The sequence below is a fragment of the Catenisphaera adipataccumulans genome (genome assembly GCF_014202755.1).
Classification (GTDB): domain Bacteria; phylum Bacillota_I; class Bacilli_A; order Erysipelotrichales; family Erysipelotrichaceae; genus Catenisphaera; species Catenisphaera adipataccumulans.
Genome location: NZ_JACHHK010000002.1, coordinates 218,552 through 244,244, shown reverse-complemented (window position 1 = coordinate 244,244; position 25,693 = coordinate 218,552). Strand labels below are relative to the sequence as shown.

General features: G+C 44.0%; 32 protein-coding genes. 9 read left to right on the top strand and 23 right to left on the bottom strand.

Annotation, left to right across the window (positions count from 1 at the left end; genetic code table 11):
- Positions 1–20 precede the first annotated feature (20 nt).
- Together HNQ47_RS03250 and HNQ47_RS03245 are read left to right on the top strand one after the other, a co-directional pair.
- Positions 21–992, top strand: a complete 972-nt coding sequence (locus HNQ47_RS03250; protein ID WP_183327494.1) for an alpha/beta hydrolase — start codon at positions 21–23, stop codon at positions 990–992.
- A gap of 57 nt (positions 993–1,049) precedes the next feature.
- Positions 1,050–1,571 carry a cyclophilin-like fold protein gene (locus HNQ47_RS03245; RefSeq protein ID WP_246346033.1) on the top strand — a complete coding sequence of 174 codons (522 nt, stop codon included), beginning with the start codon at positions 1,050–1,052 and terminating at the stop codon, positions 1,569–1,571.
- Positions 1,572–1,632: 61 nt separating this feature from the next.
- Here HNQ47_RS03245 and HNQ47_RS03240 read toward each other — a convergent pair whose 3' ends face one another.
- The gene (locus tag HNQ47_RS03240) at positions 1,633–2,151 is read right to left on the bottom strand and encodes a TetR/AcrR family transcriptional regulator (protein ID WP_183327492.1); all 519 of its coding nucleotides are present in this window, start codon (positions 2,149–2,151) and stop codon (positions 1,633–1,635) included.
- 151 nt (positions 2,152–2,302) lie between these two features.
- Here HNQ47_RS03240 and HNQ47_RS03235 point away from each other — a divergent pair, with 151 nt between their 5' ends.
- Positions 2,303–3,298 (top strand): NAD-dependent epimerase/dehydratase family protein, encoded by a 996-nt coding sequence (locus HNQ47_RS03235; RefSeq protein ID WP_183327490.1) that lies wholly within the window; start codon positions 2,303–2,305, stop codon positions 3,296–3,298.
- A gap of 80 nt (positions 3,299–3,378) precedes the next feature.
- Here the strand turns inward: HNQ47_RS03235 and HNQ47_RS03230 are convergent, their stop codons facing one another.
- A complete protein-coding gene (locus HNQ47_RS03230; RefSeq protein ID WP_183327488.1) occupies positions 3,379–3,969 on the bottom strand; it encodes a hypothetical protein in 591 nt (196 codons plus the stop codon).
- Between the two features lie 195 nt (positions 3,970–4,164).
- Here HNQ47_RS03230 and HNQ47_RS03225 point away from each other — a divergent pair, with 195 nt between their 5' ends.
- Together HNQ47_RS03225 and HNQ47_RS03220 are read left to right on the top strand one after the other, a co-directional pair.
- A complete protein-coding gene (locus HNQ47_RS03225; RefSeq protein ID WP_183327487.1) occupies positions 4,165–4,704 on the top strand; it encodes a TetR/AcrR family transcriptional regulator in 540 nt (179 codons plus the stop codon).
- A 107-nt stretch (positions 4,705–4,811) separates the two neighbouring features.
- A complete protein-coding gene (locus HNQ47_RS03220) occupies positions 4,812–5,660 on the top strand; it encodes an arginase family protein (RefSeq protein WP_183327484.1) in 849 nt (282 codons plus the stop codon).
- A gap of 84 nt (positions 5,661–5,744) precedes the next feature.
- Here HNQ47_RS03220 and HNQ47_RS03215 read toward each other — a convergent pair whose 3' ends face one another.
- The 12 genes from HNQ47_RS03215 to HNQ47_RS03160 all read right to left on the bottom strand — a co-directional run bounded on the left by HNQ47_RS03215 (position 5,745) and on the right by HNQ47_RS03160 (position 17,714).
- Entirely contained in the window at positions 5,745–6,452 is a 708-nt protein-coding gene (locus tag HNQ47_RS03215; protein ID WP_183327482.1) for an aspartate/glutamate racemase family protein, read from the bottom strand.
- A 159-nt stretch (positions 6,453–6,611) separates the two neighbouring features.
- Positions 6,612–7,544 (bottom strand): hypothetical protein, encoded by a 933-nt coding sequence (locus tag HNQ47_RS03210; RefSeq protein WP_183327480.1) that lies wholly within the window; start codon positions 7,542–7,544, stop codon positions 6,612–6,614.
- Positions 7,545–7,736: 192 nt separating this feature from the next.
- A complete protein-coding gene (locus tag HNQ47_RS03205; protein ID WP_183327479.1) occupies positions 7,737–9,503 on the bottom strand; it encodes an ABC transporter ATP-binding protein in 1,767 nt (588 codons plus the stop codon).
- The gene (locus HNQ47_RS03200; RefSeq protein WP_183327477.1) at positions 9,496–11,256 is read right to left on the bottom strand and encodes an ABC transporter transmembrane domain-containing protein; all 1,761 of its coding nucleotides are present in this window, start codon (positions 11,254–11,256) and stop codon (positions 9,496–9,498) included. The genes HNQ47_RS03205 and HNQ47_RS03200 overlap by 8 nt, the downstream gene beginning before the upstream one ends.
- Before the next feature lie 186 nt (positions 11,257–11,442).
- Positions 11,443–11,877, bottom strand: a complete 435-nt coding sequence (locus HNQ47_RS03195; RefSeq protein WP_183327475.1) for a MarR family winged helix-turn-helix transcriptional regulator — start codon at positions 11,875–11,877, stop codon at positions 11,443–11,445.
- Complete coding sequence (locus HNQ47_RS03190; RefSeq protein WP_221247967.1) at positions 11,864–13,258, bottom strand: MATE family efflux transporter; 1,395 nt, start codon at positions 13,256–13,258, stop codon at positions 11,864–11,866. Before HNQ47_RS03190 ends, HNQ47_RS03195 begins: the two co-directional genes overlap by 14 nt.
- Before the next feature lie 769 nt (positions 13,259–14,027).
- Positions 14,028–14,762, bottom strand: coding sequence for a DUF2812 domain-containing protein (locus HNQ47_RS03185; protein ID WP_183327472.1), 735 nt, complete (start codon positions 14,760–14,762; stop codon positions 14,028–14,030).
- A complete protein-coding gene (locus HNQ47_RS03180; RefSeq protein WP_221247965.1) occupies positions 14,759–15,079 on the bottom strand; it encodes a PadR family transcriptional regulator in 321 nt (106 codons plus the stop codon). The genes HNQ47_RS03185 and HNQ47_RS03180 overlap by 4 nt, the downstream gene beginning before the upstream one ends.
- Positions 15,080–15,281: 202 nt before the next feature.
- On the bottom strand, positions 15,282–15,842 hold the full coding sequence (locus HNQ47_RS03175) for a PadR family transcriptional regulator (protein WP_183327469.1): 561 nt from the start codon (positions 15,840–15,842) through the stop codon (positions 15,282–15,284).
- On the bottom strand, positions 15,829–16,314 hold the full coding sequence (locus tag HNQ47_RS03170; RefSeq protein WP_183327467.1) for a flavodoxin: 486 nt from the start codon (positions 16,312–16,314) through the stop codon (positions 15,829–15,831). The genes HNQ47_RS03175 and HNQ47_RS03170 overlap by 14 nt, the downstream gene beginning before the upstream one ends.
- Positions 16,311–16,952 carry a 4Fe-4S binding protein gene (locus HNQ47_RS03165; RefSeq protein WP_221247963.1) on the bottom strand — a complete coding sequence of 214 codons (642 nt, stop codon included), beginning with the start codon at positions 16,950–16,952 and terminating at the stop codon, positions 16,311–16,313. The genes HNQ47_RS03170 and HNQ47_RS03165 overlap by 4 nt, the downstream gene beginning before the upstream one ends.
- A gap of 381 nt (positions 16,953–17,333) precedes the next feature.
- Positions 17,334–17,714, bottom strand: a complete 381-nt coding sequence (locus tag HNQ47_RS03160; protein ID WP_183327463.1) for a hypothetical protein — start codon at positions 17,712–17,714, stop codon at positions 17,334–17,336.
- A 266-nt stretch (positions 17,715–17,980) separates the two neighbouring features.
- Here HNQ47_RS03160 and HNQ47_RS03155 point away from each other — a divergent pair, with 266 nt between their 5' ends.
- On the top strand, positions 17,981–18,136 hold the full coding sequence (locus tag HNQ47_RS03155) for a hypothetical protein (protein ID WP_183327461.1): 156 nt from the start codon (positions 17,981–17,983) through the stop codon (positions 18,134–18,136).
- 258 nt (positions 18,137–18,394) lie between these two features.
- On the opposite strand, the gene HNQ47_RS03150 is transcribed toward HNQ47_RS03155, so the two are convergent.
- The 9 genes from HNQ47_RS03150 to HNQ47_RS10050 form a co-directional block, all read right to left on the bottom strand.
- Complete coding sequence (locus tag HNQ47_RS03150) at positions 18,395–18,832, bottom strand: hypothetical protein (RefSeq protein ID WP_183327459.1); 438 nt, start codon at positions 18,830–18,832, stop codon at positions 18,395–18,397.
- Between the two features lie 9 nt (positions 18,833–18,841).
- Complete coding sequence (locus tag HNQ47_RS03145; RefSeq protein ID WP_183327457.1) at positions 18,842–19,042, bottom strand: hypothetical protein; 201 nt, start codon at positions 19,040–19,042, stop codon at positions 18,842–18,844.
- A gap of 673 nt (positions 19,043–19,715) precedes the next feature.
- Positions 19,716–20,282, bottom strand: coding sequence for a TetR/AcrR family transcriptional regulator (locus tag HNQ47_RS03140; RefSeq protein WP_183327455.1), 567 nt, complete (start codon positions 20,280–20,282; stop codon positions 19,716–19,718).
- Complete coding sequence (locus HNQ47_RS03135) at positions 20,279–20,839, bottom strand: DapH/DapD/GlmU-related protein (protein ID WP_183327453.1); 561 nt, start codon at positions 20,837–20,839, stop codon at positions 20,279–20,281. Before HNQ47_RS03135 ends, HNQ47_RS03140 begins: the two co-directional genes overlap by 4 nt.
- Before the next feature lie 3 nt (positions 20,840–20,842).
- A complete protein-coding gene (locus HNQ47_RS03130) occupies positions 20,843–21,283 on the bottom strand; it encodes a nuclear transport factor 2 family protein (protein WP_183327451.1) in 441 nt (146 codons plus the stop codon).
- Positions 21,284–22,093: 810 nt separating this feature from the next.
- Positions 22,094–22,402, bottom strand: a complete 309-nt coding sequence (locus HNQ47_RS10065; protein WP_246346031.1) for a hypothetical protein — start codon at positions 22,400–22,402, stop codon at positions 22,094–22,096.
- Positions 22,403–22,651, bottom strand: coding sequence for a LysR family transcriptional regulator substrate-binding protein (locus HNQ47_RS10060; protein WP_246346029.1), 249 nt, complete (start codon positions 22,649–22,651; stop codon positions 22,403–22,405).
- Positions 22,648–22,845: a hypothetical protein gene (locus HNQ47_RS10055; RefSeq protein WP_246346027.1), complete on the bottom strand. Its 198-nt coding sequence runs from the start codon at positions 22,843–22,845 to the stop codon at positions 22,648–22,650. Before HNQ47_RS10055 ends, HNQ47_RS10060 begins: the two co-directional genes overlap by 4 nt.
- Positions 22,846–22,887: 42 nt before the next feature.
- Entirely contained in the window at positions 22,888–23,031 is a 144-nt protein-coding gene (locus HNQ47_RS10050; RefSeq protein WP_246346026.1) for a LysR family transcriptional regulator, read from the bottom strand.
- A 125-nt stretch (positions 23,032–23,156) separates the two neighbouring features.
- Here HNQ47_RS10050 and HNQ47_RS03120 point away from each other — a divergent pair, with 125 nt between their 5' ends.
- Genes HNQ47_RS03120 through HNQ47_RS03110 form a run of 3 tightly spaced genes read left to right on the top strand, consistent with a single transcriptional unit; the run spans position 23,157 to position 25,680 of the window.
- Positions 23,157–24,140 (top strand): alpha/beta hydrolase, encoded by a 984-nt coding sequence (locus tag HNQ47_RS03120; RefSeq protein ID WP_183327449.1) that lies wholly within the window; start codon positions 23,157–23,159, stop codon positions 24,138–24,140.
- Positions 24,137–25,072 carry an alpha/beta fold hydrolase gene (locus HNQ47_RS03115; protein WP_183327447.1) on the top strand — a complete coding sequence of 312 codons (936 nt, stop codon included), beginning with the start codon at positions 24,137–24,139 and terminating at the stop codon, positions 25,070–25,072. The genes HNQ47_RS03120 and HNQ47_RS03115 overlap by 4 nt, the downstream gene beginning before the upstream one ends.
- Positions 25,073–25,089: 17 nt before the next feature.
- The gene (locus HNQ47_RS03110) at positions 25,090–25,680 is read left to right on the top strand and encodes a cyclophilin-like fold protein (protein WP_221247961.1); all 591 of its coding nucleotides are present in this window, start codon (positions 25,090–25,092) and stop codon (positions 25,678–25,680) included.
- The last annotated feature ends 13 nt before the right edge of the window (positions 25,681–25,693 follow it).

The following is a 25,693-nucleotide window of genomic DNA, read 5'->3' as shown; positions in this document are numbered from 1 at the left end:
AGAGCCAGGAGGACAAACAAATGCAGGAACAAAAGTTAACATTAACACAAGAATGGGATAAGACCTTTCCGAAAAGCGATAAAGTCGATCATCGCAAAATTACTTTCCACAATCGCTACGGCATTACGCTGGCGGCAGATATGTACACACCGAAGAATGCTTCCGGTAAATTGGCTGCGATCGCGGTAGCCGGACCGTTCGGATCTTGTAAAGAACAAGCATCCGGGCTCTATGCACAGGAAATGGCAGAACGAGGATTTCTGACCATTGCCTTTGATCCTTCTTATACCGGAGAAAGCGGCGGTCAGCCAAGAGCCGTCGCTTCGCCGGATATCAACACCGAAGATTTCAGTGCAGCGGTGGATTTTCTCTCCGTGCAGGAGAATGTCGATCCGGAAAAAATTGGTATTATCGGCATCTGCGGCTGGGGCGGCATGGCCCTGAATGTCGCTGCTATGGATACCCGGATCAAAGCGACCGTAACTTCTACCATGTATGATATGAGCCGTATGACCGCAAACGGCTACTTTGATGCCATGAGCGAAGAGGACCGCTATCAATTAAGAGAGCAGCTCAATGCACAACGTACGGCAGACTACCGCAGCGGCACTTACGCGCTGGCCGGAGGTCTTCCGGAAGAAGCGCCCGAGGATGCACCGTTCTTTGTCAAAGACTATGTCGCTTATTATAAGCACAGAGCCTATCATGATCGATCGGTCAATTCAAACGGCGGCTGGAATGTCACTTCTTCCCTGTCTTTCTTAAATATGCCGATCCACTGCTATGCTTCGGAGATCCGCAACGCCGTGCTCATGATTCATGGTGAAAAAGCGCATAGCTGCTATTTTACAAAAGATGCATTCAAGAAACTGAAAGGCGACAACAAAGAGCTGATGATCATCCCAGGTGCGGTCCACACCGATCTGTACGACAACATGGATGTCATTCCATTCGATAAGATCGAAAGCTTCATGAATACCTATCTAAAATAAGATATGCAAAGCATGCTGTCTGATCAAAAGTATTGAATCATCCGTAAGGAGGGTTTTATGAAACAAGATAAAAAATGGCTGATCCTGCTGATCGCCATGATCGTTTCCTTTTCTTTGTCTGCCTGCAGCGGACAAAATGGTACTTCATCAGCCGACCAACAGAAACAAAAAGAAAATACACAGACAGAAACGAATACGAATACATCACAAGAAGGAGACGAAACAATGATTACCTTAACAATAAACAACACGACCCTGACCGCTGAGCTTGCGGACAATTCTTCTGCGGAAGCACTGAAAAACTTGCTGGCTGAAGGTCCTCTTACGATAAATATGAGTGATTATGCGAACATGGAAAAAGTCGGTGACCTGGGAACCAGCCTGCCGACCAACAATAAACAAATCACGACAAAAGCAGGTGATCTTATCCTTTATCAAGGCAATCAGTTCGTAATATACTATGCACCAAATTCATGGAACTTCACCCGGCTGGGAAAGATCAAAGATGTTTCCGCATCGGAACTGAAAGAAATTCTCGGCAGCGGTGATGTCACCGTAACGATCGCACTGGCCGAATAAAAAACTAAAAGACTGTTGAGCAGAAAATCAACAGTCTTTTTTATCAATTGGATGGATCTGGCTATTGATATTGTTTTTCTACGATTGAATAGAGAACGTCTCCTAGTTCGTGCGGCTTCTCACGGCATCCGCCATCCAGCCATTCTTTGATCACCCCAACGGCACCGTAATAATTGTATTGGTAAGCAACGGAGAACGTCTTTTGATCATAGGTGCCCCGCTGCATCAATATTTCCTTCATCTGTGTATAGGCTTTTTCCATCGTCTGTCGCACGTAGCGGCTTTCAAGGTGCGAATCAAAAAATTCCCGATAAAAGGGTTGATTCTCATAAATAACCTCTAAAAGTTTGTAACGATCCGTCTCAAGATCATCACTGCCGAAGGCTGTACGGGTCAATTCATCTTCGAGTTTTTCAAACAGATCATAAATATCCTGATAATTCCGATAAAAAGTCGCGCGATTGATATCCGCTTCCTGGCATAGTTCTTTCACCGTGATCTGCGGCAAATGCTTCTTTTCAAGAAGTTTATAAAGTGATTCTTTGATCACCATTTTTGTATATGCTGTGCGTCTGTCCATAAAAATATCTCCCCATTTGCATCACATCCTTTTCCCGTGTCGCATAAGTAACAAGATCGATAAGATTGATGCTTGTATATTCCCTGTCTTCATCATAATATACACATGAAAGAAATGCAACACATGATGCATATTTCAAAGGAGGCAGACAATGAAAAATGTACTTGTGACCGGCGGCACGGGGTTTCTGGCCGGCTGGATCATTCGTAAATTACTGGAAAAAGGATATATGGTACGGACAACGGTCCGATCGGAAAAGAAAATAGCATCCGTAATAGATATGTTAAAAAAAGAAGGCGTCGATATCACGAATCTTTCTTTTGCGGCAGCGGACCTGACAAAGAGAGAAGGCTGGAAAGAAGCCATGGATGGAATGGATTTTGTGCTTCATGTCGCTTCTCCGCTCGGCGGAAACAATCAGGAAGATCCTTCCTTGATCCCTACAGCGATAAGCGGCGTTGAAAACGTGACCCAGGCTGCAGTGAATGCAGGCGTCAGTAAGATCGTCATGACGTCCTCGGAGGCGGCCTGCTACCCAGGAAGAACCTATCAAAAGCCCACGGCGGATGAAACCTTCTGGACCGATGTGAACAATAAGGAAATCACGAACTACATGCGGTCAAAGATCCTTGCGGAAAAAAAGGCCTGGGAACTGATCGGTGAGCAGGATCATACACAACTGGTCACGCTTCTTCCCGGTGCGATCATGGGACCGAACATGGCAGGAAAAAGAAGCTCCACCGATCAGATTTTTGAGATGCTTTTGAAAGGAACGCCCAGCCCGAATGTTCTTTATAACGTAAGTGATGTGCGGGATCTTGCCGACCTGCATATCCTGGCAATGGAAGATCACGCCGCCGATGGTCAGCGTTTTCTGGCGCATGGGGATGATCTGTCGATGCCTGAAATGGCTAAAATTCTGAAGAACCGTTATCCGGACAGGAAGATCCGGACGATCGTCATTCCTGATTTCATCGTTCATCTCATGAAAAGAAATACAGCCATGAAGATCCTGAACACCATGGTCGGTATGAAATACAAACTGGATAACACCAAAGCAAAGAAGATCCTGGGATGGACACCACGTCCGGCGACTGAAACTGTCATTGACACCGCCGACTATATGATAAATAGCGGTATTCTTTAAGAGGCTGTTCATCTTGAAAAATTAACGGAGAGTACAGGCAAGTGCTCTCCGTTTTAATGTTTATTGTCTGGGAATGGGGCTTACATGCTCCGGATCTGCCGCAGTGCTTTCATGGCAAGAAACCACCGGATCGGAGAGAAGAAATAGATCGCAAGACCTAGAAAAGCCCACATCAGAAAATAACCGAAAAAAATCACTGCGTCGAGGTAGTAGTCACCCTGCCAGGAAAAGGGTTCTGTGATCAAGAAATACAGCAGGACCGCGGAGATCATATAGATAAGCGGCATCTGTTTCCTGACTTTTTTCCGGATCAGCAGATAATCACTATTGCTGATCTTTTCCAGCGGCACAAAATGGACACTGTTTTTTTGCATTCGTCTTCTGATCCAGCCAATCAGCATGAACGCAATACCGAGACCGACCATCGCCGAAAACAGGCAATAGAAAAATAGATCGATCGCCGGCGAACGAATGAAAGCCGGATGTCTTCTCAGTAAAAGATATCCAAACAGACCGGCAGCTGTAAACAACGGGCTCAGATCAGGCGAGTGCCCCTGCTGCAAATCGTTTTCTGTGTTCTGCGGCTTGAATAAGTAGATATTCCGGTCGGTATGACAGTAATAGATAGCGCCGTCTGTTATATTGCCTAGGTAGAAAAATGATTTTTTCATGATCGTTCTGCTCCGTCACACCTTTCCGCTGCTGAAGATCAGTCCTACTAATCTAGGATCTCGTTTTCTCCTGCTATAAAAACCGTATCACAGCCAAATGATCGCCGTCAATGTGACGTTCCAGGTACGTCTTCACAAACCATGATAAAATAAATCTGCAGACAAAGAAATCCATTGAAAGCGAAGGTGATGAAATTGAACGCCCGAAAATATCTAAAACAATCGGCCTATCGAAAAATTCAGAAAACACCCATTGAGAAATTGACAGTCAAGGATATTCTCGAAGAAGCCGAAGTCAGCAAGCAGACTTTTTACAGATATTACCAGGATAAATACGCACTGGCCAACGAGATCTATTTCGAACTGACACAACAGGGAATCATCGAACCTTCCCAGGTAAATAATGAAGCAGACTGGCGAAGAATGTACAAACAACAGTTCGCCTGTTTTCGTGAACATCTGCCGTTTATCAAGCATCTTTATACATCCAGAGAAACCGGCTGCACGCTCGATTTCGAAATTCAGAGCACCATTGATTTTGATAAAGCTTACCTAAAAAGAAAAGGAGCAGATATCAATGACCCGCGGATCCTCTTTTCTTTGGAAGCCAAGGATGTAGGCGGGACCTATGCGATGCGTGACTGGATCCTTCGCGATATGGATGTCGATGATGAGGAAATGGTGGAAAGATTTCATTTGATCATTCCGCAGATTCTGGTACCTTATTATGAATAAAGTGACCGATCCGATCAAAAGTCACTTTTGAAACTTTTCAATTTCATCGACACTTACTTTTTAAAGGGAAAGTACGTATTGTATGTATGAAAGATAGGAGGTCAACAATGAAAACAATACGATTCCTTTATCCTGACTATATCAGCGGCGGACTGGAAACATATTATTTTGGGGCCAACTTACTGCAGTATATTCTACCGGAAAATCCGGATCAGCCGCTGATCAAAGTCGATATCACGCCGCCGGACGGCAAAGAAAAAGCCGTGACCGAAGGCATCTACGGCAGAACGGAAGTGGCACATGGCATCGATTCCGCCTATCAAAAAATTGCACAGGAACAGCCGGATAAAATCATCACGATCGGCGGCAGCTGTCTTGTATCGTTTGCGCCTTTTGATTATCTGCACGGCAAATATGAAAACACCGGCATCCTTTGGATCGACGCACATCCGGATGTATCGACGACAAAGAACGGCTATCAATTTGCGCATGCGATGGTATTAGGTGCTTTATTGGGAGCAGGAGATCCCGTCATGACCGATCGAATGCAGAATCATCCTTTCGACGCCAAGGACATCCTGTATGTCGGCCTTCAAGACATGTTTGGCTATCAAAAAGAATTTCTGGAGCAGGCGGGTGTCAACTATAAAATTCAAACCGAACAATTTGTCTCCGCAGATGAAATCATTTCTTTTGTGAAAAGGTATGACCACATTCTGGTGCACTTTGATATCGATGCGATGGATGAGCGTTTCTTTCATTCTACTTATTTTGCGAATCCCGAGATCCAAGGCGATGGATCCGGCGGCGGCCGGATGACGATGGAACAGGTCGGACAGGTCATCTCTCTGGCAGAGAAATACAGTGAAATGGTTGGATTGACCATTGCAGAATATCTGCCTTTTGATGAATATCGTCTGCATCAGATGCTTGCAAGCCTGAAGATCTTCCGATGAACAATGATGCTTAAAAACAGTCAGACGTCTCATAGGCATCTGACTGTTTTTATTATCCGCATGGATACCCATTTTCTTCGTTTATCATTCCATTTTCTGCTGCTCCAGGATCATCCGGATCAATGCTTCAAGATGGACGGCCAGGACATCGATCGTTTCTACAGGACATTTCGCCTCTTTGAAAAGAAGCGGCAGCTCTGTACAGCCCAGGACGACTGCCTGGATATGTTCTTCTTCCTGCATCCGTCGTACGATTTCGATCACACGGTCACGTGTTTCCGGAATGACCTTGCCATATTCAAGTTCCGTTTCAATTTTATTCCCGATCAAACGCATTTCGTCCTCGTGCGGGCAGACGACCTGAATGCCTTTTTTCTTGAAGTTCTCCTGAAAGAAATGGCCGCTCATGGTCGGATAAGTCCCGATCAATCCTACGTTCGTATATCCTTTCATCAAAGCATCATCCGCCGCTGTATCGATCATACTGACAATCGGGATCGGCGACTTTTCTTTGACTTTATCGATCACGATATGCGGCGTAATACCGGTAAAAGCGCCAAAATCACAGCCGGCTGCCGCCAGTGCCTGAAATCCTTGTACCAGGTATTCCGTCAATCCTTGATAATCGCCCGTGTCACAGTACCGCAGCACTTCAAAAACGCTCAGGCTCTCAATGGTCATCGGCGGAAAATATGGTTTTCCGATCTTTTTCTGAACACCTTGTTCAATGTTCTTGTAATAGATGAGCGTTGATTCCGGACCGGTGCCGCCGATCAATCCAAGTTTTTTCATCTTGTGTCTCCTTTATCCAGTTACATTCTATCTCTGCATGTATCTTTTTGAATAGAAACTTGTTGCATAAAAATAGCCCCCGGCACGAATGCAGGGATCTTACAAAAAGCCAATAGACTTTTTTGATGGTATAAAGTGTATCCTTCTCAATAATACCCGTCAATTCTTTTTCTCATAGTTCTTAAGAACGGCCGGATGAACATCGACAGGTTCCGCAGGCTGAAGTGTCTCATCATAACCGGCAGATGTGCCCGTACCATTATAGAAAGCGAGCCTTTTCGCTGCCAGCTGTCCTACGCGCATACCAGGTGCTGCATCAGCGACTTGTTCAAGCAGCTTCCGTTCACGCACCAGATCGCCTTTGCGCCTTGCGTCTTCAGCCAGGACCATGCGGGCCTCAGCGGTCAAATGCCGCCGCCTTGAGCCAACATCCAAGACGTTCACATTGCCTTCATCGAACGGCAGAGCCCCGCATTTTGAAAGGAACAGCACCGCCGACGAAGAAAGCATCACCCTGCCCAACAGTTCCAGATCCTGACCTTCTTTGGTAAGCACAGATTCAGGAAGATGCTTGAGTCCCTCCTGGTACTGGTCGGCATAAGCCTTGGCAGCCTCAGCGTCACCAAGACGCGCACAAAGATCGGCAAGGCACATATCCATTACCGTACAATCTGCATTCATTGTCGGTTTTTGACGTTTGGCAAGCCCCTCCTCGATTCGGCGGCGGACCTTGGCAGCATCCTGCATCCGGCCTACGTCAGAAAGCGCGATACCATAGCGATGCAGGAAGACCGCTTCCACACGGTAAAGGCCATTGTTCGGGGTACGGTCCGTCAGTTTCATCTTGTCGCCGCGCCGAACAAGAGCGGCCGGATCACACTTTCGATCCAGAAGGACCTCGGCAGCGCCGATGATATGCGACTGGATCAAGAGCGGGCCAAACGTGGCGAGCACCGCAATCAAAACGATCATCAGGCTTGTCCGCGCATGTGCTTGGGGATCTGAGATGATCATCCACACGATACCGCCGCATGCCACAATGAGCACGACCCACCGAACACATCTAAATTTTCTTAATTCACTCATCTTCATTGAATCATTTTCTCTCTCTCTTTGAATGCAACAATCATCGAACATTTAAACTTTTTTACTGAGTCTTTAAAACGATAGATTTCTATCATCTTCATCAGACTGCTTCTAAGATCGATCTAAATTATTATTGCCAATATCACTCGTTTGATGATCTTCCTATGTCATCCTTCATTTTCTGAATCTTCAAAAAATTTATGCTCCTGCTGAAGCAAACTGGCTGTTGTAAAGGTCTGCATAAAAACCGCCCTTTTCCATCAACTGATCATGCGTGCCCGTTTCAATAATATCTCCATCTTTCATGACCAGAATGCAGTCGGCATTTTTTATGGTCGAAAGACGATGGGCAATGACAAAGGATGTGCGTCCCTGCGTCAGAAGGTCCATAGCTTTTTGTACTTTTTGTTCTGTTCTTGTATCAACCGAAGAAGTTGCTTCATCAAGAATCATCAGCGGTGAATCGGCAATCATAGCCCTTGCGATCGTAATCAGCTGTTTTTGACCAGCAGAAATTCCAGCATCTTCATTCAGAATTGTATCATATCCATTTGGAAGCTGCTTTATCAAATCGGTCAGCCCTACCGCCTCGCATACTTCATCAAGCCTATGATCAGAAACGTCTTTCTTGTTGTAAACAAGATTTTCTCTTACCGTTCCTTCCATCAGCCATGTATCCTGCAGTACCATTCCAAAAATATCATGTACTGTTTCACGCTTCATATCTATTGTATTAACATCGTCGATCGTGATCTTGCCGCTGTTAATATCATAGAACCGCATCAGAAGATTGACGATCGTCGTTTTGCCGGCGCCCGTAGGTCCGACTATAGCTACCTTCTGGCCCGCTTTAATATTTGAAGTAAAGTCATGAATGATTTCGCGATTTTCGTTGTAACCAAATTTCACATGATCAAACGCGACGTTTCCTTTGACATATTTCAATGTTGCTGTCTTATAGGATTCATCTTCCATTTCTTCTTCTTCCAAAAATGTAAAGATACGATCGCAGGCAGCAATCATAGACTGCATAGAACTGAACGCCTGTGCAAGATTCTGCAGCGGATTGGTGAAGTTTCTGATGTACAACATGAAAGCTACGATGACACCAAACGTAATTTCACCTCTCATGGCAAGTACTGCACCCGTGATGCAGACTACGACATAAGCGAGATTTCCGATGAACATCATCAGCGGCTGCATAATACCGGAAAGGTAAGTGGACTTCCAGTTGGCAGTATAAAGTTTTTCATTCTTTTCCCGGAATGTTTTACGCGAAACATTTTGATTGTTATAGGCTTTGATGACAAGCAGACCGCCGTATGTCTCTTCAATGTGACCGTTCAGGCTGCCCAGTTCTTTCTGCTGCTGCGAAAAGTAGCCCTGTGATTTGGAAATAATCAGCAGCACAATTGCAAATCCAATAAGTGCAGAGAGAATTCCCAGCAAAGCCATTTTCCAGTTCGTCACCAGCATCATGATCGTTGCTCCGACCAACAGTGCCACATTCAGAATGATCGTTGAAAGAGACTGATTGAGCATCTGTCCCACTGTATCCACATCATTGGTGACAAGAGACAAGGTATCGCCGGTATCGTGAGAATCAAAATACCGTAATGGCAGTCTGTCAATTTTTCTTGAGATATCTCTGCGCATCGACTTTGTGATGTCCTGCGATACTGTAGCCATGATGAATCCTTCCACATAATTGACTGCCCATCCGAGTACATAAAGAGCTGCCAGAAGAATACAGATCCTTCTGATCCAGAATAAGTTCATATCCCCGGACAGACCTTCCGTAATCAGATCAGTAACTTTGCTGAGGGCATTCGGTCCAATTAAATTCAGAATGGCTGCAACCAATGACAGAACAGCAGAAACATAGATCCATGCTTTAAATTTTCGGATGTATTTCAGAAACTTCTTCAGCGGTTCCATCTGATTTTGATTCTTCTTCTCACGCATCTTCAAGTTCCTCCTTTGAAAGCTGTGATAACGCAATCTCCTGATATACTTTGCAGTTTTTCATCAGCTCATCATGTTCACCTTTACCAACAATCTTTCCATGTTCCAGCACAAGGATCTGATCCGCATCACGGATCGTACTGATGCGCTGGGCAACGATAATTTTCGTTGCATCAGCTGTTTTTTCTGATAACTGTCTTCGTACTTCTCTATCCGTTTTATAGTCAAGGGCAGAGAAAGAATCATCAAAGATAAAGATCTCTGGTTTTCTCGCCACTGCTCTCGCGATCGAAATTCTCTGTTTCTGCCCGCCGGAAACATTGGTTCCATTTTGTGCTATCGCCGAATCTGTGCCGTCATGCATTTTTTCAACAAATTCGTCGGCTTTTGAAATGGACATCGCATTCTTTACATCTTCATCCGTACCAGCCGGTTTATCATTTTCGCCAAAAAGAATGTTTGACTTGACAGTACCGGAGAAGAGCTTCGCTTTCTGGGAACAATAGCCAATCTTATTTCGGAGGTCTTTCTGTTTATATTCTTTGACATTGATGCCATCTACAAGCACTTCACCATCACTTACATCATAGAAACGGGGAATAAGATTTACCGCTGTGGTTTTTCCAGATCCGGTCGCACCGATCAATGCACATGTTTCTCCCTTATTCACTTTGAAAGAAAGATGTTCAAGAACATTACCGCCGGCTTCCGGATATCGGAAAGAGACATCTTTAAATTCAATGGTTCCGGATTCCTCGGAAGCAGCTGTCTGCTCTCCGTCTTTAATAGATACCGGCGTATTCAGCACTTCAACGATACGATCGGCACTGACTTGTGCACGCGGAAGCAGAATGAAGATCATATTCAGCAGCATAAATGCCATGATGATCTGCATCGCATAATTGGAAAATACGACCATGTCAGAGAAGATCGCCAATTTATTCATTGCACTGGCTGCAACGATGAGATACGCACCGATCCAGTAAACAGCCAACGTTAAGCCGCTGTTGAGCAACGTCATGGTCGGAGACATCAGAGCCATGACACGGTTAGCAATTGTATTGTTATCCGTAATAATTTCATTCTGCTCATCAAATTTGTTTTCCTGATATTGTTCCGCATTGTAGGCACGTACAACTCTGATTCCAGATACCTGTTCACGGGTAACTGTATTAAGTCTATCGTTGAGCTTTTGGACCTTCTGAAAACGCGGCACTGCAATCACCAGCGTAATAGCCAGCACAATGATCAGAATAATCACAGCAATCGCTGTCGCAAGTGTCCACTGCCAGCTTTTACCGGCAATCTTAACAATGGCCCATACCGCAAGGATCGGTGCTTTGATAATTGCCTGCAGACCCATGGAAACAAGCGTCTGGATCTGGGTCACATCGTTTGTGGTACGGTTTATCAGTGAGTCAGCGGAAAATTTATGTACTTCCTGCATAGAAAAGTCCAGTGTCTTGTTATATACAAGTTCACGCAGTGTGCGAGAAAGTCCGGCAGCAGTTTTCGCCGCGAAGAACCCCGTGACGATCGAAGCCGCCATAGAACCGATCGCGCAGGCAATCATTCCTCGTCCTGCACTCAGAATGTCGCTCATCGCAGACCCTGCTGTTTCTACAAGCGTTGTAATTTCGGACATGTAATCCGGCAATTTCAGATCCAGCCACACTTGTATGACAATAAAAAATACACAGAAAGCTGCATACATCCATTCTTTCTTTTTTAGGTACTTCAATATTTTCAGCACTTCATTTTTCTCCTTTTTAAATCTTGATACTGTGTTTGCCAGGCTTGCTTAACGATTATAGAAATGATCAACATCCAGTGAAATAATTTTTATATTTTGTTTTTTTCATGGATGCTGCATGATAACAGAGATGTGTTTTCCTATTTTTTATCAAATAGATTTTTTGTTAAATATAAAATGAAAAAATTACTCTGACAATTTTTTATTAATTCGCTCAAGCATATCATGAAATAATTCTCTTTCATCTTCCTGCAGTGCGCTTAGAAGCAGTTTCTCTTCATTTTCGCGCTCGATCCCAGAATCATCGACCAGCGCTTGACCTTTCTCAGTCAGTCTGGCATTTTTTGCCCGTCCAAAGTCAGCGTCTTCAATCACGATCAGATTTTTTTCTGCCATACGTTTCATAATTCCAGAAACAGTAGGCTGCGAGGTCTGAAAATGTTTTTCAACATCTTTGAATGAGACAGGTTCACTGCTTTGTTTCATATATTCAAGGTATCGAAACTGTGTTGCTGTAAGGTTTACTTTATTTAATTGCCTATTGGAATGGCTTTGTATATGATCTGAAATCTGTTTTATTAACATACCACAATCAACATATTCTCCTTTATTGTTTTTCATAATTTAAATCCCTTTCTAAACTTCCGGACGCGGCCTTCAGTTTTCTGTAATTTGACGTTACGACCTTGTAAATGATTACTTCTAACACGAGTGATAGAACATCCGCTACAGGCTGGGCCCATGCAAGGCCGTTTAATCCAATCAGTGCTTCCAGAATGAACACAGAAGGTATATAAATCAATCCTTGTCTGCATAATGAGATAATTAGTGACGCGCTGGCTGCTCCGATTGCCTGCAGAGCATTCATCAATACATAGAATATACCAAAAAGCCAGGCAGTCGTAAGCATGATCCTTGAAAACTGTGTACCAAGTGACAATGCTTTCTCATTCGTCAGAAATGCGATTACGATCTGAGGTGTAAATATATAACAGAGAACCGTCAGTGCTGTACAAAGAATAAAAGCAAAGAAAATGGAGAAATGGAGAGATTTCTGAAATCTCTCTTTGTTGCGGGCACCAAAGCAATAGCCTAGCAGCGGCTGTATGCCCTGACCGATACCGATACCGACCAGTGAAACGATCATCAGGACCTTCGCAGAAACACCGTAGGCCGCAACAGCCATATCACCATATCCAGACATCCGGCTGTTTGTAATGATCTGTGAAATACTCATCAAAATATTTCCAAGAGCAGCCGGAATGCCGATGGATAACACGCCGCTGCAGATCTTATCCTTCATACTGAAATCGGATAATTTGATACTGAGAATCGAATGTCCCCGCCAAAAATAAATCAGGTAGTAGAGCGCTCCGACAAAATTGCCGATCACGGTTGCAATGGCTGCTCCGGCAACGCCCCAGTTAAATCCAAGAATCATGATCGGATCAAGAATCACATTCAGAAGATTGCCGATCAAAGTTCCCATCATAGCTGTTGTTGATTTTCCCTCAGCACGAACAATATTTGTATAGCAGTTTGAAATGATAGAAAAAATTCCGCTCAGGGAAACGATGCTCAGATAGGTCTTCGTATAACCGAGAGTTTCTGAACTTGCTCCAAGCAGAATGGATAATGGTTCTGCAAAAACAAGTAAAAGAATAGAGCAGACAGCTCCGATAAAAATACCTGCCCACATACAAAAGGAAGAGACTTTTTTTGCATACTCCATTTTCCCCGCTCCCAGCGCTCGGGAAATCAATGATGTACCGCCCATTCCAAACAACGTACCAAGCGACATAAACAAAAGAAATACCGGCGTTGCAAGATTGACTGCTGCAACCATGTAATCATTATTTGTCTGACCAATAAAAAATGTATCTGCCAGATTATAGATCAGCACCATAATCATCGCTGCAATTGCAGGCAATACATTTTTTAGAACCGCAGAGCTTACTGACCCCGACACAAAAGTATCCAATGACGATTGTTCCTTCTTCAAAACTACACATCCTTTCTTTCAACTCATTTCATAATATTTATAATTGCACGCTATCATAGCGCGCTATTATATTAACTCGTTTATCGTTAAATGTAAAGCAGTAATGATTAAAAATAATTTTTTCTGCAATTCAGGTAAGACATCTGCCTAGATGACTAAATAAGATGTCCTATAGACATAAATATGAATCTAAGGATCTGGATACGCTGAAACCAGCAACAGAGAAATCCATCACACAATACACTAAAAAACCGTCAGATAAAAAAGGTCTGATACCTTGCGCTGCAAGAAATCAAACCTTAGAATTCACATCAATTGTTTTATTTAACTTTTAGGATCCCTTCACTTAAGGGGTTTGTATTATTATCCGAATTCAACTTCGAATCCAGTGAAGACCATGAAACTGCTTGGTTTCTGTTCTTAGATCGCATTATTTTGATACATTTTTCTCCTTTTCTTCGTGGATATCGCGATAAATAGATTCTGCCGTTTCCATTTTAAGGCCGCGGAAAAATTAATGATCAAAGAAAAATCCCTTTATTCAGACAGAAAGCCGCATTGAACAGCGCAGCACGACATCTCTCAGCGATGACCCAGGAAATCTCTTTCCAAAGATATTTCCCCTGCATTTGGTAAAAGACATTCAATATCATGACAGTGCATATTTTTTCAATCGCTTTTCGTGTTTGATGCTTTGAAGTCAGTTCTCTTCCTATAGATAATTATTTTTTGAAGGTCAAAGTTATCGCATTGTTTAAGACGCTGTATGTCATGCATCGATGTTTCCTGTCGTCGTATATATCATCAAAGCGAGCAGTCCGATCCCGCAGAGGACCCAGGGCAGTGCCGCCAGCCAGAAATCACGGAATGCGCCGCCGACAAGATAAGCAGCGATAAGGAAAAGGATGCTCACCACGGCAGCCAGAGCACAAACCATCAGACCGCGAACCGATGGTGTCATATCCATTTTCAGATCATACTTTTTCAGCAGCTTCTGAAAGCCGATCCCGCAGTATGCCAAGGCAAAGATATAGATCCCTGCCAGAACGATCCAGCCAATGAACAGCGCATTCATTCCCTTTTCAAAACCCGTGGTAACGACGGCGGGAAGGATCAGGAAGATCAGCACAAGGAACAAAACCAAATACCGTTTTTGAAAGATCTTGCGGATCATCGAAAGTCTTGAAACATCATCTGTAAACAGTTCATTGTTGACCGGCTGCGCATCCGTCGGTCGGGCAAAATAATTCCAGCCCGCACCGGAAGATAAGCATTCCCAGCCGTAATCCTTCATCATGACTTCATAATCTGGGCGGGTCTTCAGCGGAATGTCGCTGTACTCCAGCCGAACTGCCATATCTGCCGGTTCTGTCTGCGTAAATGTATAAATACATTGAAAACGGACACTGACTAGTTTCCATCCTTTTAGAAACATGGCATGAAGCCATTGTTCTTCCTTTTCATAATCGGTGATCGTAAAAAATCGAAAACATGTTTTAGTCATTTTCTGTCATCCTCCTCAACTACTTGATACAAGCAGCGGATCCTTTTCTTTTCTCTGTCCAGGACTTCCTGTCCAAGCGGGGTGATCTTATAATACTTCCGTTTCTCCTTTTCTCGGGTGAATTCGATCAAGCCGTCTTTTTCCATTTTTGACAGAGTTCCGTACATGGTTCCGGGGCCAATGGTCAGATGCCCTTCTGTCAGATCTTTTACGCGCTGTCCGATCCCGTATCCGTGCCGTTCTTCCTGCAGTGACAGCAGGATATAAAACGCGGATTCCGTCATGGGTACATAGATTCGTTCAATGCGGCTGTCCATGGCATTCACCTCCTGATCTTCTTGCCAGAATACGTGTCTTCTTTATATCGAGATACGATACATCATGCTTCAATGTATATATATCACAGCTCGATATATATGTCAATCTTCGATAAAATTATCGATAGGATCTTACTGTTTTTTGGGCATGGACATAAAAAGCCTCATAACACAATGGTCATGAGACTTTTGAGAATCCGCATCAATGCGGTGCCGTTTCTTTTCTGAACATTTGTTTTGCCTTTTTGCACCAGCGCAGATAGCCCTCATAGGTTTCTACGCCAAATGTTACCGTGAGATAGAAATAAAGATGATCGTCCGACTGCTTTAAACTCTTGGATAAGTTCTTTTGATAATGCTTCAATATCTGTAATTCAGACGAGATATCCTGCTCAAACTGCTCTATGGTCTTAATGGTGGTTTCCGGACCGACTGCTCCGCCAAAAAACAATTTTAACAGCGTCTCATATTTCAGGTCATTCGTTGCTTTCGAATCCTCCAGCCATGCGATCAGGTGTTTCTTCCCGCGTTCCGTGATCGAATACAGGTATTTCGCCCGTTTATTCACATTTTCCTGATCACCTGCTTTGATGATCAGCCCTGCTTTTTCCATCGCATTCAATGAAGGATAAATGCTTCCAAAACTTCCTTTCCAGAAAAAGCTGATGCCGTTATCGATCCGCTTTTTGATGTCATACCCAGAAAGATCTTCATGCTCCAACAGCCCCAGGATGACCATATCTATTTTTCTACTTTTCCCCATTTTGAATCTCCTTCACCAGTTCTCTCAATTTCTCAGGGTTTTCTTTCGCCGTTTCATTGTTCATATCTACGAAAGAGCTGACCGTTTTTAGGTTTGGTAATTCCTTCCGAAGTCTTGCCGCGCACTTGGTATTATTGCCGCTGCCGCTCAATGTAAATACGGCTGTTGCTTTTTCGGCAATTTCTTTCCGTTCCAAAACGGTATTGATCGGAGATGCTGCCTGACCTGCCCATATCGGTGTCCCAATAATGATCTCGTCATACTGATCCATATTTTGGGAGAGGTGTTCGATTTCCGGTTTCTCATGAAAAATTGCTTGTCTTCCGCCGATCAGGAATTGCTTCCATTTGACATTGGGCAAAGGATTTTTCATCTTGATCTTGATGAGATCCGCACCAATTTCGTGTGCAAGATCTTTCGCATATTTTTCGGTATTACCGGATAAGGAATAATATATCACTGCTCTTTTCATTTTTTGTTCCTCCACATCATTTTATAGTGCAGTACGTGTTTTGGACATGCATGAATGCATTCTCCGCATTGGATACATTCCGTACAGGAACTGTTTTTGTTCTGTCTGACCAGCTGCTCGACATCCAGTCCCATCGGGCAGGACTTATTGCACCTCTTGCATGAAATGCAGTCCTCCTGTCTTGCTTCTATGTGAAGCTGCGGGATGTGCAAAAGTCTTCCGATCGTGCTCCCGATCACCATAAAAGGTGCCATCCAGCAGAAATAGTGGCAGGCAGCCCGCTTTCCATGAACAAGGGCCGGAACGACAAAAAGAAACAAAACTCCATAGTAGATAATGTAGTTATAAATTTCTGTAACAGAAATACCGTGATCGGTCATATAAAAGAAATCAATGGTCACATCGTTTTTTCCTAAAATATACGTAACAATGATCCCGATCATCCAAATGCACCATAGGACATATTTAATGATGTTTCTCTTACCTTGCTTTGCCGGTTTATCATTGATTCTCATACAGCATTCCTGCAGACCGCCGGCCGGACAGAAATATCCGCACCAGGCACGTCCCGCGAATATCGAAATCACCAACATTGCCATAAAGACAAAGAAACTTCCATTCAAGATATGCTGAAACATGGCCTGAATGATCAAATAGGGCGAGAAATACCAAATCGTTATTGGGAAAAGCAGGAATGAAATAAAAATTACCGTTCTACGAAATCTCATCATCGATCCACCTCGTTTAATATATCAATTTGATATATTTATTTTAATTTATTCCTGCTTCCCTGTCAACTAACTACAAGATCGTTAAAAAAAGAAACAGCTCAAGAACACTATTACATTTTTGTCGCTCTGACAATTTTTCTTTGTACTCGACGAACACGAAAAAATCCCCACTAGTCTAATAAACAAGACTTGCAAGGATTCGGATTTTTATATTTCAAAACGGGTGTATCTAAAACATACCCACTGACTGGATCTATTTACTGCACTTCTTTCTTTCCGCACTCAGCATCAAGCATCGGCAAGGGCATGCTTCACAAGCACATCCGCTATCTTTTCAAGTGCCTCCCTATATGATGTGTCATCCTCGTATCTGAAACAGTATCCGTTCAAAGATTCGGGGTGATCCCGCTTTGCTGCTTCTATAACAGAACTTCTCAGTGCCAGAGTCTTTAAGGCGTCCTCTGTTGGCGGCACATTCGAAATCATCCTTATCCCCAGAAGACCGTCACCAGGAGTTTCGACAATTCTCATCGTTTGCTTTGCCGTGCATGTCGGAGCGTTATCAGAACAGATCTCAACCGTACGGCTGGACCACCAGTCCGAAAAATCGTCCCATTCATCGAACTTGAAACCGTGGGCAATGAGTGTCTGTCCAGCTGTTGCGAGCATGAGCGCGGTCCGTTCATCCCGGCTGAAACCGATACATGACTTTTTGCGGGAATGGGCCGCCGTTTAGGCTTAGCCTCCACATTTGAATTATTTCCCGGAACTGCTGCCGATTTATCCTCATTTAATTCAGCGGTCTTTACAGGTACGGTCATCATCTCATCAAGTATTCCGAGTCCGATTCCTTTGATCACAAAGACAAGTTTGTCCAGGGACTCAGGAAAGCCTTCATCCCCGTCAAAGGAAATCCACTCCATATCCTCGGAGCGATGCCAAGAACATTCACGTGCCATGAACTCCCTGACTCGTTTCTTCTGCATGGTGAGATCAATTCTCCTGGAAGTTCCGTATCGGGCACATACTTTATCCGCATAGCGGTGGATCACAACCTGGATATCCTGACGCACGCCGTCAACAGTACGTGAAAAATAGATATCAAGGCTGTTCTTCCTGCTTATCGAAAAACCGAGCTCCGCAAGCGGGCCGCCACATATTCCTCGATCATACGTATTTTCTCAGATGAACTCATGTTCATAATGTGCTCCAATCCGAATTACTGAACTCTCAGCAATTCCCTATCTCATTTTCTCATCACTGGCATACAGTCCATTTCTGAACGTCCTGTTTCTCAAACTTTTTACCATTTGATCCAGCCTTGATGCAGACTGCCGCCTATACTTTCATCAAGGGTGACCATAGGAAATCAGCTGCCAGTTTCCGCTGTCATCTTTGGCAAAAACCCATTGCCAGTCGGTATATTCCGTATCCTTGTCCCAGCCTCCATTGGTGGAAAACTTCGGCGAATGAAAAGATGTTCTGAAAATCATGCACTGTGTGTATGAATTCCCTTGTTCATTTAGCTCTTTCCGTTCATTTTCACTGCGTTCATCTGATGTATAGTAAATTTTATGCAGCTCACAGCCGTTGAATTCTTTGAATTTCTCTTTCAATATATCCGCTGCTGCATTCATGTCTTTCTTGGAATACAGCTGAGACTGGCCGTATTCAACGACTGCTTCATCCACCTGTCCAGCTCTATTGTCCAGCCAGAAAGCAACACATACAAATACAACAACAACTATAAAGGCTATACATGCTCCTCTTATCAGTAACTTTTTCATAGCACGATATCATAAACTGTCTTCATGTTCCAGATATGCCTTATGAACACATCTTTTAAACTGCATCTTCAGCATTGCTGATACAACAAATAGCAGGAAAGCAAAAATACCGACCAAAACGAAGGCGCCTTTCAGGGTGATGAAAAACTCCTCTGAGTGGCTGGCATTTATCATGCACAGTATAAAAACTGCTGCAGCTGCAAGCAGCATAGATTTCCTGCTCTTCCGGCAGTCTTTCTCAAGTGCATCGCAAAGCTGTAGCTTCAATGTCTTGTAATATAACATAGCCCATTCCTTTCAGAGACTGCGGATCATCTCCGTTCCATGTCTCTTTCCCTTTTTATTATATAAAACTGTTGGAACTGTTTGGTTAAAATTCATATAAATTTTTCAATATCTGCAATCAGCGAGAAAAAGGCTGCAGCAGCAGGAACTGATCAAGGATCAGGTTCGGATGATCACAGCTACATGTATCTGCTGCCGATGCACTGTCTTTATAAATCTGTGCTCAAAATGCCCCCAATTCGCATAAAAAATTCCTGCAAGTCTGATACATTCAAGACTTGCAGGAAGTCGGGTTTTTATTCGAGTTCAACTTCGAATCCACAGCAGGTCATGAATCTGCTTGATTGCAGTTTTTAAACCGTATCTTTTTGATACGATTATCTTTCTTGTTCACTTTATCTCAAAGCTGGTGTACCCAAATTGTACCCAATATTCTCACTGACCTGTTTCCCGATCAAGCATCCATTTAATCACTAATTACATGATATAAACCATTATCTCTGGGTTTTATATCCCATCAATTTAAAAATGCCGCCTATATTTCATTTTGCAAAGAAATCTCTTTCTTTTTCTAGTTACTGTGCGAGCAGTGTCTTTATTAACTATGCATATAGTTTCTGATCCCACCAGTAATCAGTTCCGCTGTTAATGAAATGATTCGTTCAACGGATAACTTCTTACCTGATGCAATCCATTGCCGGTAACTCCCAAGCAGAGAGTCTGCAGTGAAAGTTTTGATAATCTCCTTTTCATATTCTGGAACATTTCTCAATTCCGCATATGTATCAGATCCACTCATGACTTTTTCAATCATCTTCTGACGAATTCCTGCATAGCTTCCACCGCAAGTGATCTTTTCGTAAAACGGTCCTTGCTCCTCAGAAAATAGAAAGAATTCACGAACAAGCTGATTCATATCCTTCAGTGAAAGACCCTTTATCCGATTCTGATATTCCGCTGCTATCGAGCTCTGCGTCTCCAGAAGGAGATCATCAAGTGTTTCGTAATATGTGTAAAAAGTCTTTTTATTAATTCTTGCCCTCTCGCAGAGTTCCTTCACCGTGATCTTCTCATAATCTTTTTCCAATATCAGATCATGAAATGCTTCTTTAATTGATTCGATCGTTTTCTGCACACGGGGATCTTCTTTTCCTGTCAGTATCATTCATTTGCCTTCCTAATGATTTTTGCCGGTACGCCAGCTGCGATCGCATTGTCCGGAATATCCTTTGTGACCACAGCGCCTCCGCCGATCACAGCATTTTCACCGATAGTAACACCTGGCATAATCGTCACACAGGCACCAATCCAAGCGTTCTTCTTAATAACAACGGGCTTGCATCGAAGCACCGCTCTGTTCTTAAAATCATGATTATCTGTTACAACCGTAACATTTGGGCCGATTTGGACACCATCTCCAATCGTGATTCCACCAATTGACATTGCTGTGAAGTGATGGTTGATAAAACAGCCACCTTCAAATGTCATCTGCATTGGAAAATCAATCTGAATCGGGGTCATAAAATGTACGGAATCTGAAATGGTTCCCTGAAACAGTTCATTCCGGCAGTTATTCCATTCTTTCGTACGCGGTTCTGCATGATTCAGACGAAACAAGGCAGTGTCTGCCCGATGCAGTTCAGCAATTGCCGGCTTGTATTCTTCGGACAGCATATCAACTGGCTGCCCACTTTTCAGTTTTTTAAAAACTTCTTCCTGCATAGCTTATTCCCCATATTTCTCTGACTTTGTCCACAAAAAATTCGATTCACGTTTGCTGATGAACCATTGTCCATTAATCTTCTGATACTGGTCATGATAAACAATACCGTTTGTCGTCATGATGTTCTCATGATTTTCGTTTTCTCCAATCAGAACCGTGATGTTATAGGCAGTCCCCGTAGCATGATTTTCATCTTGAATTTCAAATACTGCTTGTCCGTTATTGTGAAAGTGGATCTCAAAGAGATTCATAAAATCTGTGCAACTCTTTTCAATCTTCTCTCTCCCCTGAAATGTGAAAACCTGACCGTCCGCAGAATGTGACTCCAAAATTCCATGCTCTGTAAACAACTGTGCCTGTTCATGCAATTTCATTTCATCTGCCAGAATAGCAAAAGTATCGACCAGTTCATGCAGCTTTGTTTTTTCCTCTAAAAAATTCATCTGCAGCCTCCTTTTTCGCCTTGTGGTTGTTTAAGTAACCACAGTTTCTTTTTATATCTTTATTTTATTCTTGGACTGATAGCTAAACAATGGCCGATATTTTTATTTTCGTTACTTAAGTAACCTTTTCCCGATTATGGTTTCGTAAGTGTGTCAAATTCCGATTGCTTCTTCAGATCCTTTTCATTCCCCAACTTTTCATTTTTCAGTTGATAATATGCTAAGATCATCTCTGCAATCTTTCTGGCGTTGACAGGATCCCGCATCTGATTTCTCTCTTTTCAATATCCTCGCTCTTCAAATGGCTTCTTGTAATCATGATTTCGTCATAAAACATATTCCGGGAAGCCTTCTTCACTACGGTGTGTTTCATCGGCTTCCATCCTGAAAAAATGACACAAAAAAATCCTGCAAGTCTTGAATTCATAGGACTTGCAGGGATTTAGTTTATTCGAGTTCAACTTCGGATCCGATGCAGGTCATGAATCTGCTTGATTTTCGTTCTTAAAACGTATCTTTTTGATGCGCTTTTTTGTTCTCATCCACCTCATTTCAAAGCTGGTGTACCCAGATTGTACCCAATATTTTCACTGACCTGTTTCCTTATTAAGTACCAATATTACCATTAATTACATGATATAACATAAAAGTTGAGATCGCTTTATATTTTTTTGCTGATTAAGCATTCTCATCCCCTTGAACATTTCCTTCGGAAATGGCTGCGCGTTCATGCTGAACGCAAAAATCCGAATCATTTTCGGATGTGGATTTATCATTGTACTCATACCATAATATTGATGCACGCAAATTTCATTCACGTTTTTCTTTTGATTTTGTCTCACCTTCTTGGTCAATATAAAGTGCTTTCTGCAGCTGCTGGAGAAACAAATCTGCAGCTTTGGAAAAAATCTGGTATTTTTTCCAGATAATGACAGCTTCTGCTTCCATGACTGGATCAAGTGGCCGAAAGCAGAGAGAAGAATTTCCTTGATCAAGGACCGTATCCAGAAGCTTGTCATAACCAATCGTATACCCGAATTTTTCATCCGTCAGAATGGCTGCATTGAGAATCAGGTTATATGTCGCTGCGACATGAAGCCCCGATGGCCGGACATGCATCTATTCCGCCAGCTGTTTCCGGGCATCTTCCTGGGCTGATACGATCAGAGGCTGATCGCGGAGATCCTCCGGCGTGATCTTTTCTTTCTGAGCCAGCGGATCATCTCTTCTGAGCAGTACACCCCATCTTTCCCGTTTCGGAATGTGGAGAACATTATATTTCTTTTCATCTGCTTCTCCGAACACCAGGCCGAAATCAACCAAGCCGTTATCCAGTTGTTCCAGTACATAATTCGCATTGCCACTCATGAAATGATAATGAATTGCCGGAAAGCGGGTCTGCAGGACCCGGGCTGTCCGGGAAAAACACGGATCGTATCTGTCTCACCGGTGCCGATATACACATCGCCTGCCACGGTATCATTTGTGCTGGAAATTTCATTTTCAGTCTTTTCAACCAGATTCAGGATATCTTTCAGCACGGGCACGCAGCAGTTTTCCATCTTTCGTCAGGGTTACTTTCCGGGATCCTTTTGTGCCGCGGATCAGCAGCTTTTTCCCCAGTTCTTCTCCAGCTCTTTCAGCTGAATAGAAAGAATCGGCTGGGTCAGATGCAGTGATTCTGCGGCTGCGGTGATATTCTGTTCTCTTGCTGCGGCAAGGAAATATTCCAGTACGCGCAGTTCCATTTTCAAACCTCCTTCTTTCTTCTGTTATATCATAGATTTTATCAATGCAAATTCATTAAAACAAAGTATTTTCAATTTTTTTTCAAGGCTAATATACTGAAATCAGAACAAAGGAGGAACAGCAAATGACAGACGTAACAAGATTTGAATTCAATGAAGGCAAAACCTATGAAGTTTATCCGGAGATCGAAAACCGGACCGTATATTTCCATAACCGCTATGGCATTCAGCTGGCCGCGGACATTTTCTTCCCGGAAGGATTTGATGATACCAGGAAGTATCCGGCGATTATCGTCAGCCATCCGCACGGCGGCGTAAAGGAACAGTCCGGCGGACTGTATGCGCAGGAAATGGCAAAGCACGGCTTCATCGGCTTCGCCATCGATCTTTCCTACAACGGTGCCAGCGGCGGCACGGCAAGACATATCTCCACACCGGAAGGTCATGTAGAAGACATCCAGGCAGCCGTTGACTATCTCGGCACGAGAACATTTGTCAACCGTGATGCGATCGGCCTCATCGGTATCTGTGCTTCCGGCAGCTTCGCCATTGCGGCAGCCCTGACGGATACCCGCATCAAGGCCGTTGCCACCTCGACGATGTACAACATCGGCGAAAACTACCGCACGATGTTCGGCATGCGGGATACGGATCAGCGGATTGACATGCTGAAGGAAACCGGCGAACAGAGATGGAACGCCTATGCCGGCGGTGAAGAGAAATTCATGATGGAATTCCCCCGCAAGGTCACACCGGAAATATATGACAATCTTGATCCTGTCTCCAAAGAATTCTTTGACTACTATCTCGACAAGAACAGAGGACGTCACCAGTATTCAACCGGTGCTATGAATATGAACAGCCTGGCTGCTCTGTTCAACTTTGATCCTTATATCAACGCGGATCTTCTCAAGGGCAGAAAAGCTCTGATCGTCTGCGGTACTGAAGCACACTCCCGTGCCTACAGTGAAGAAGCGTATGCAAAACTGCCGCGGGAATGCACGGAGATTTACTGGGTTGAAGGTGCCGGCCACTGTGATCTCTATGATGATAAGACAAAGATTCCGTTCGAAAAGTTTGCGTCTTTCTTCGGTGAAATGACAAAGTGAAGAAAGGAATTGCCCTCTTAATCTGTACAATATTGACGACCGCCCGCATGTGGGGCTGCGGCAGTCCGGAAACGGAAGAAACCACGGCAGCTTCAACGGCAGCTGAATCTGCCTCACCCTCACCAGCAGACAGAACCTTAAATGAATCTTATTCCTACAGCACCCGGGAAACCTGGGTGAGTCATGACGGCAGACAGATCTACGGCATCGCTTATATTCCCGATGACGGCCGGACACAGCATCCGCTTGTCATCTTCGCGCATGAACTTGGAGAAAATCACACAACCGGCATTCCCTACGCGGAACATCTGGCCGCCTGCGGCTACGCCGTCTATGTATTCGATTTCTGCGGCGGCAGTGCCAACGGGACCGAGAATCAGAGTGATGGAAGTTCAACGGAAATGTCCGTTAGGACAGAGGTCAGAGATCTGGAAAGTGTTCTGGATGCCGCCCGTAACTGGGATTTTGCCGATCCTGATCACATTGCTCTGCTGGGCGGCAGCCAGGGCGGCTTCGTCAGTGCCGTGGCAGCTGCTGAAAACACCGATGCCGTCAGCGCCCTGATCCTCATGTATCCGGCCTTCGTCATCTACGATGATGTACATGAACGGTTTTCTTCACTGGATGAAGTGCCTGATACCTTCGGACAGTGGGGCGGATGGATCACTCTGGGAAAGATCTATGCCGAAGATGTCTGGGGCTATGATCCCTATGAACACATTTCGACTTACCAGGGGCCGGTACTGATCCTGCACGGGGATCGCGATACCCTTGTGGATATTTCCTATGGAGAACGGGCAGCCGAAGTCTACAGCAATGCTGAATTTCATACGATCAGCGACGGCGGACACGGATTCTATGGTCAGCCGTTTGAAGATGCTCTGCAGTACATCAAAGACTTTCTGGCTCAGCACATGCCTGCTGAAACCTGAGAAAGGAGAAAAAAATTATGAGGGTAAAAAAAGCAGTTGCAGCAGCCATTCTGATTTCTCTGATACTGACCGCCTGCGGAAGTACTACAGCCACAAGTACAACCGAAACGGCTGCTTCTGAACAGACCGCTATTGCAAATGAGGAGGATGAAAACATGACAGAAACAACAAAACGTGTCGCATCTGATGGAGCGCAGATGCAGACGGAAGATAAAACAATTGCAACAAGAATTCCGCCGGAGAACGGCACGAAGATCAATATCCGTTTCGGTGATGATGCCGTGATTACCGGTGTACTGAATGACAGTGACACCGCAAAAGCATTGATCGCCAAACTTCCCTACACGGTTCATATGAGCCGGTATTCCCATGACTTCTGCGGTGTGACGGAGGAACTCCCCTACAACGAAGACGAAGTACATTACGGATGGCTTAATGGTGATATCGATTATGCCATCGATGCCCCATACTTTACGATTCTTTTCAAAGATGAAGATGAATCGGAACAGTTTGGCTATCAGGTCAACATCGGCGTCATCACGTCTCCTCTTGCTGAGATCGATGCGCTGAATGGAAGCTATGATGTCACCGTAGAGTTAGCAGAATAAAAAGAAGGAATGA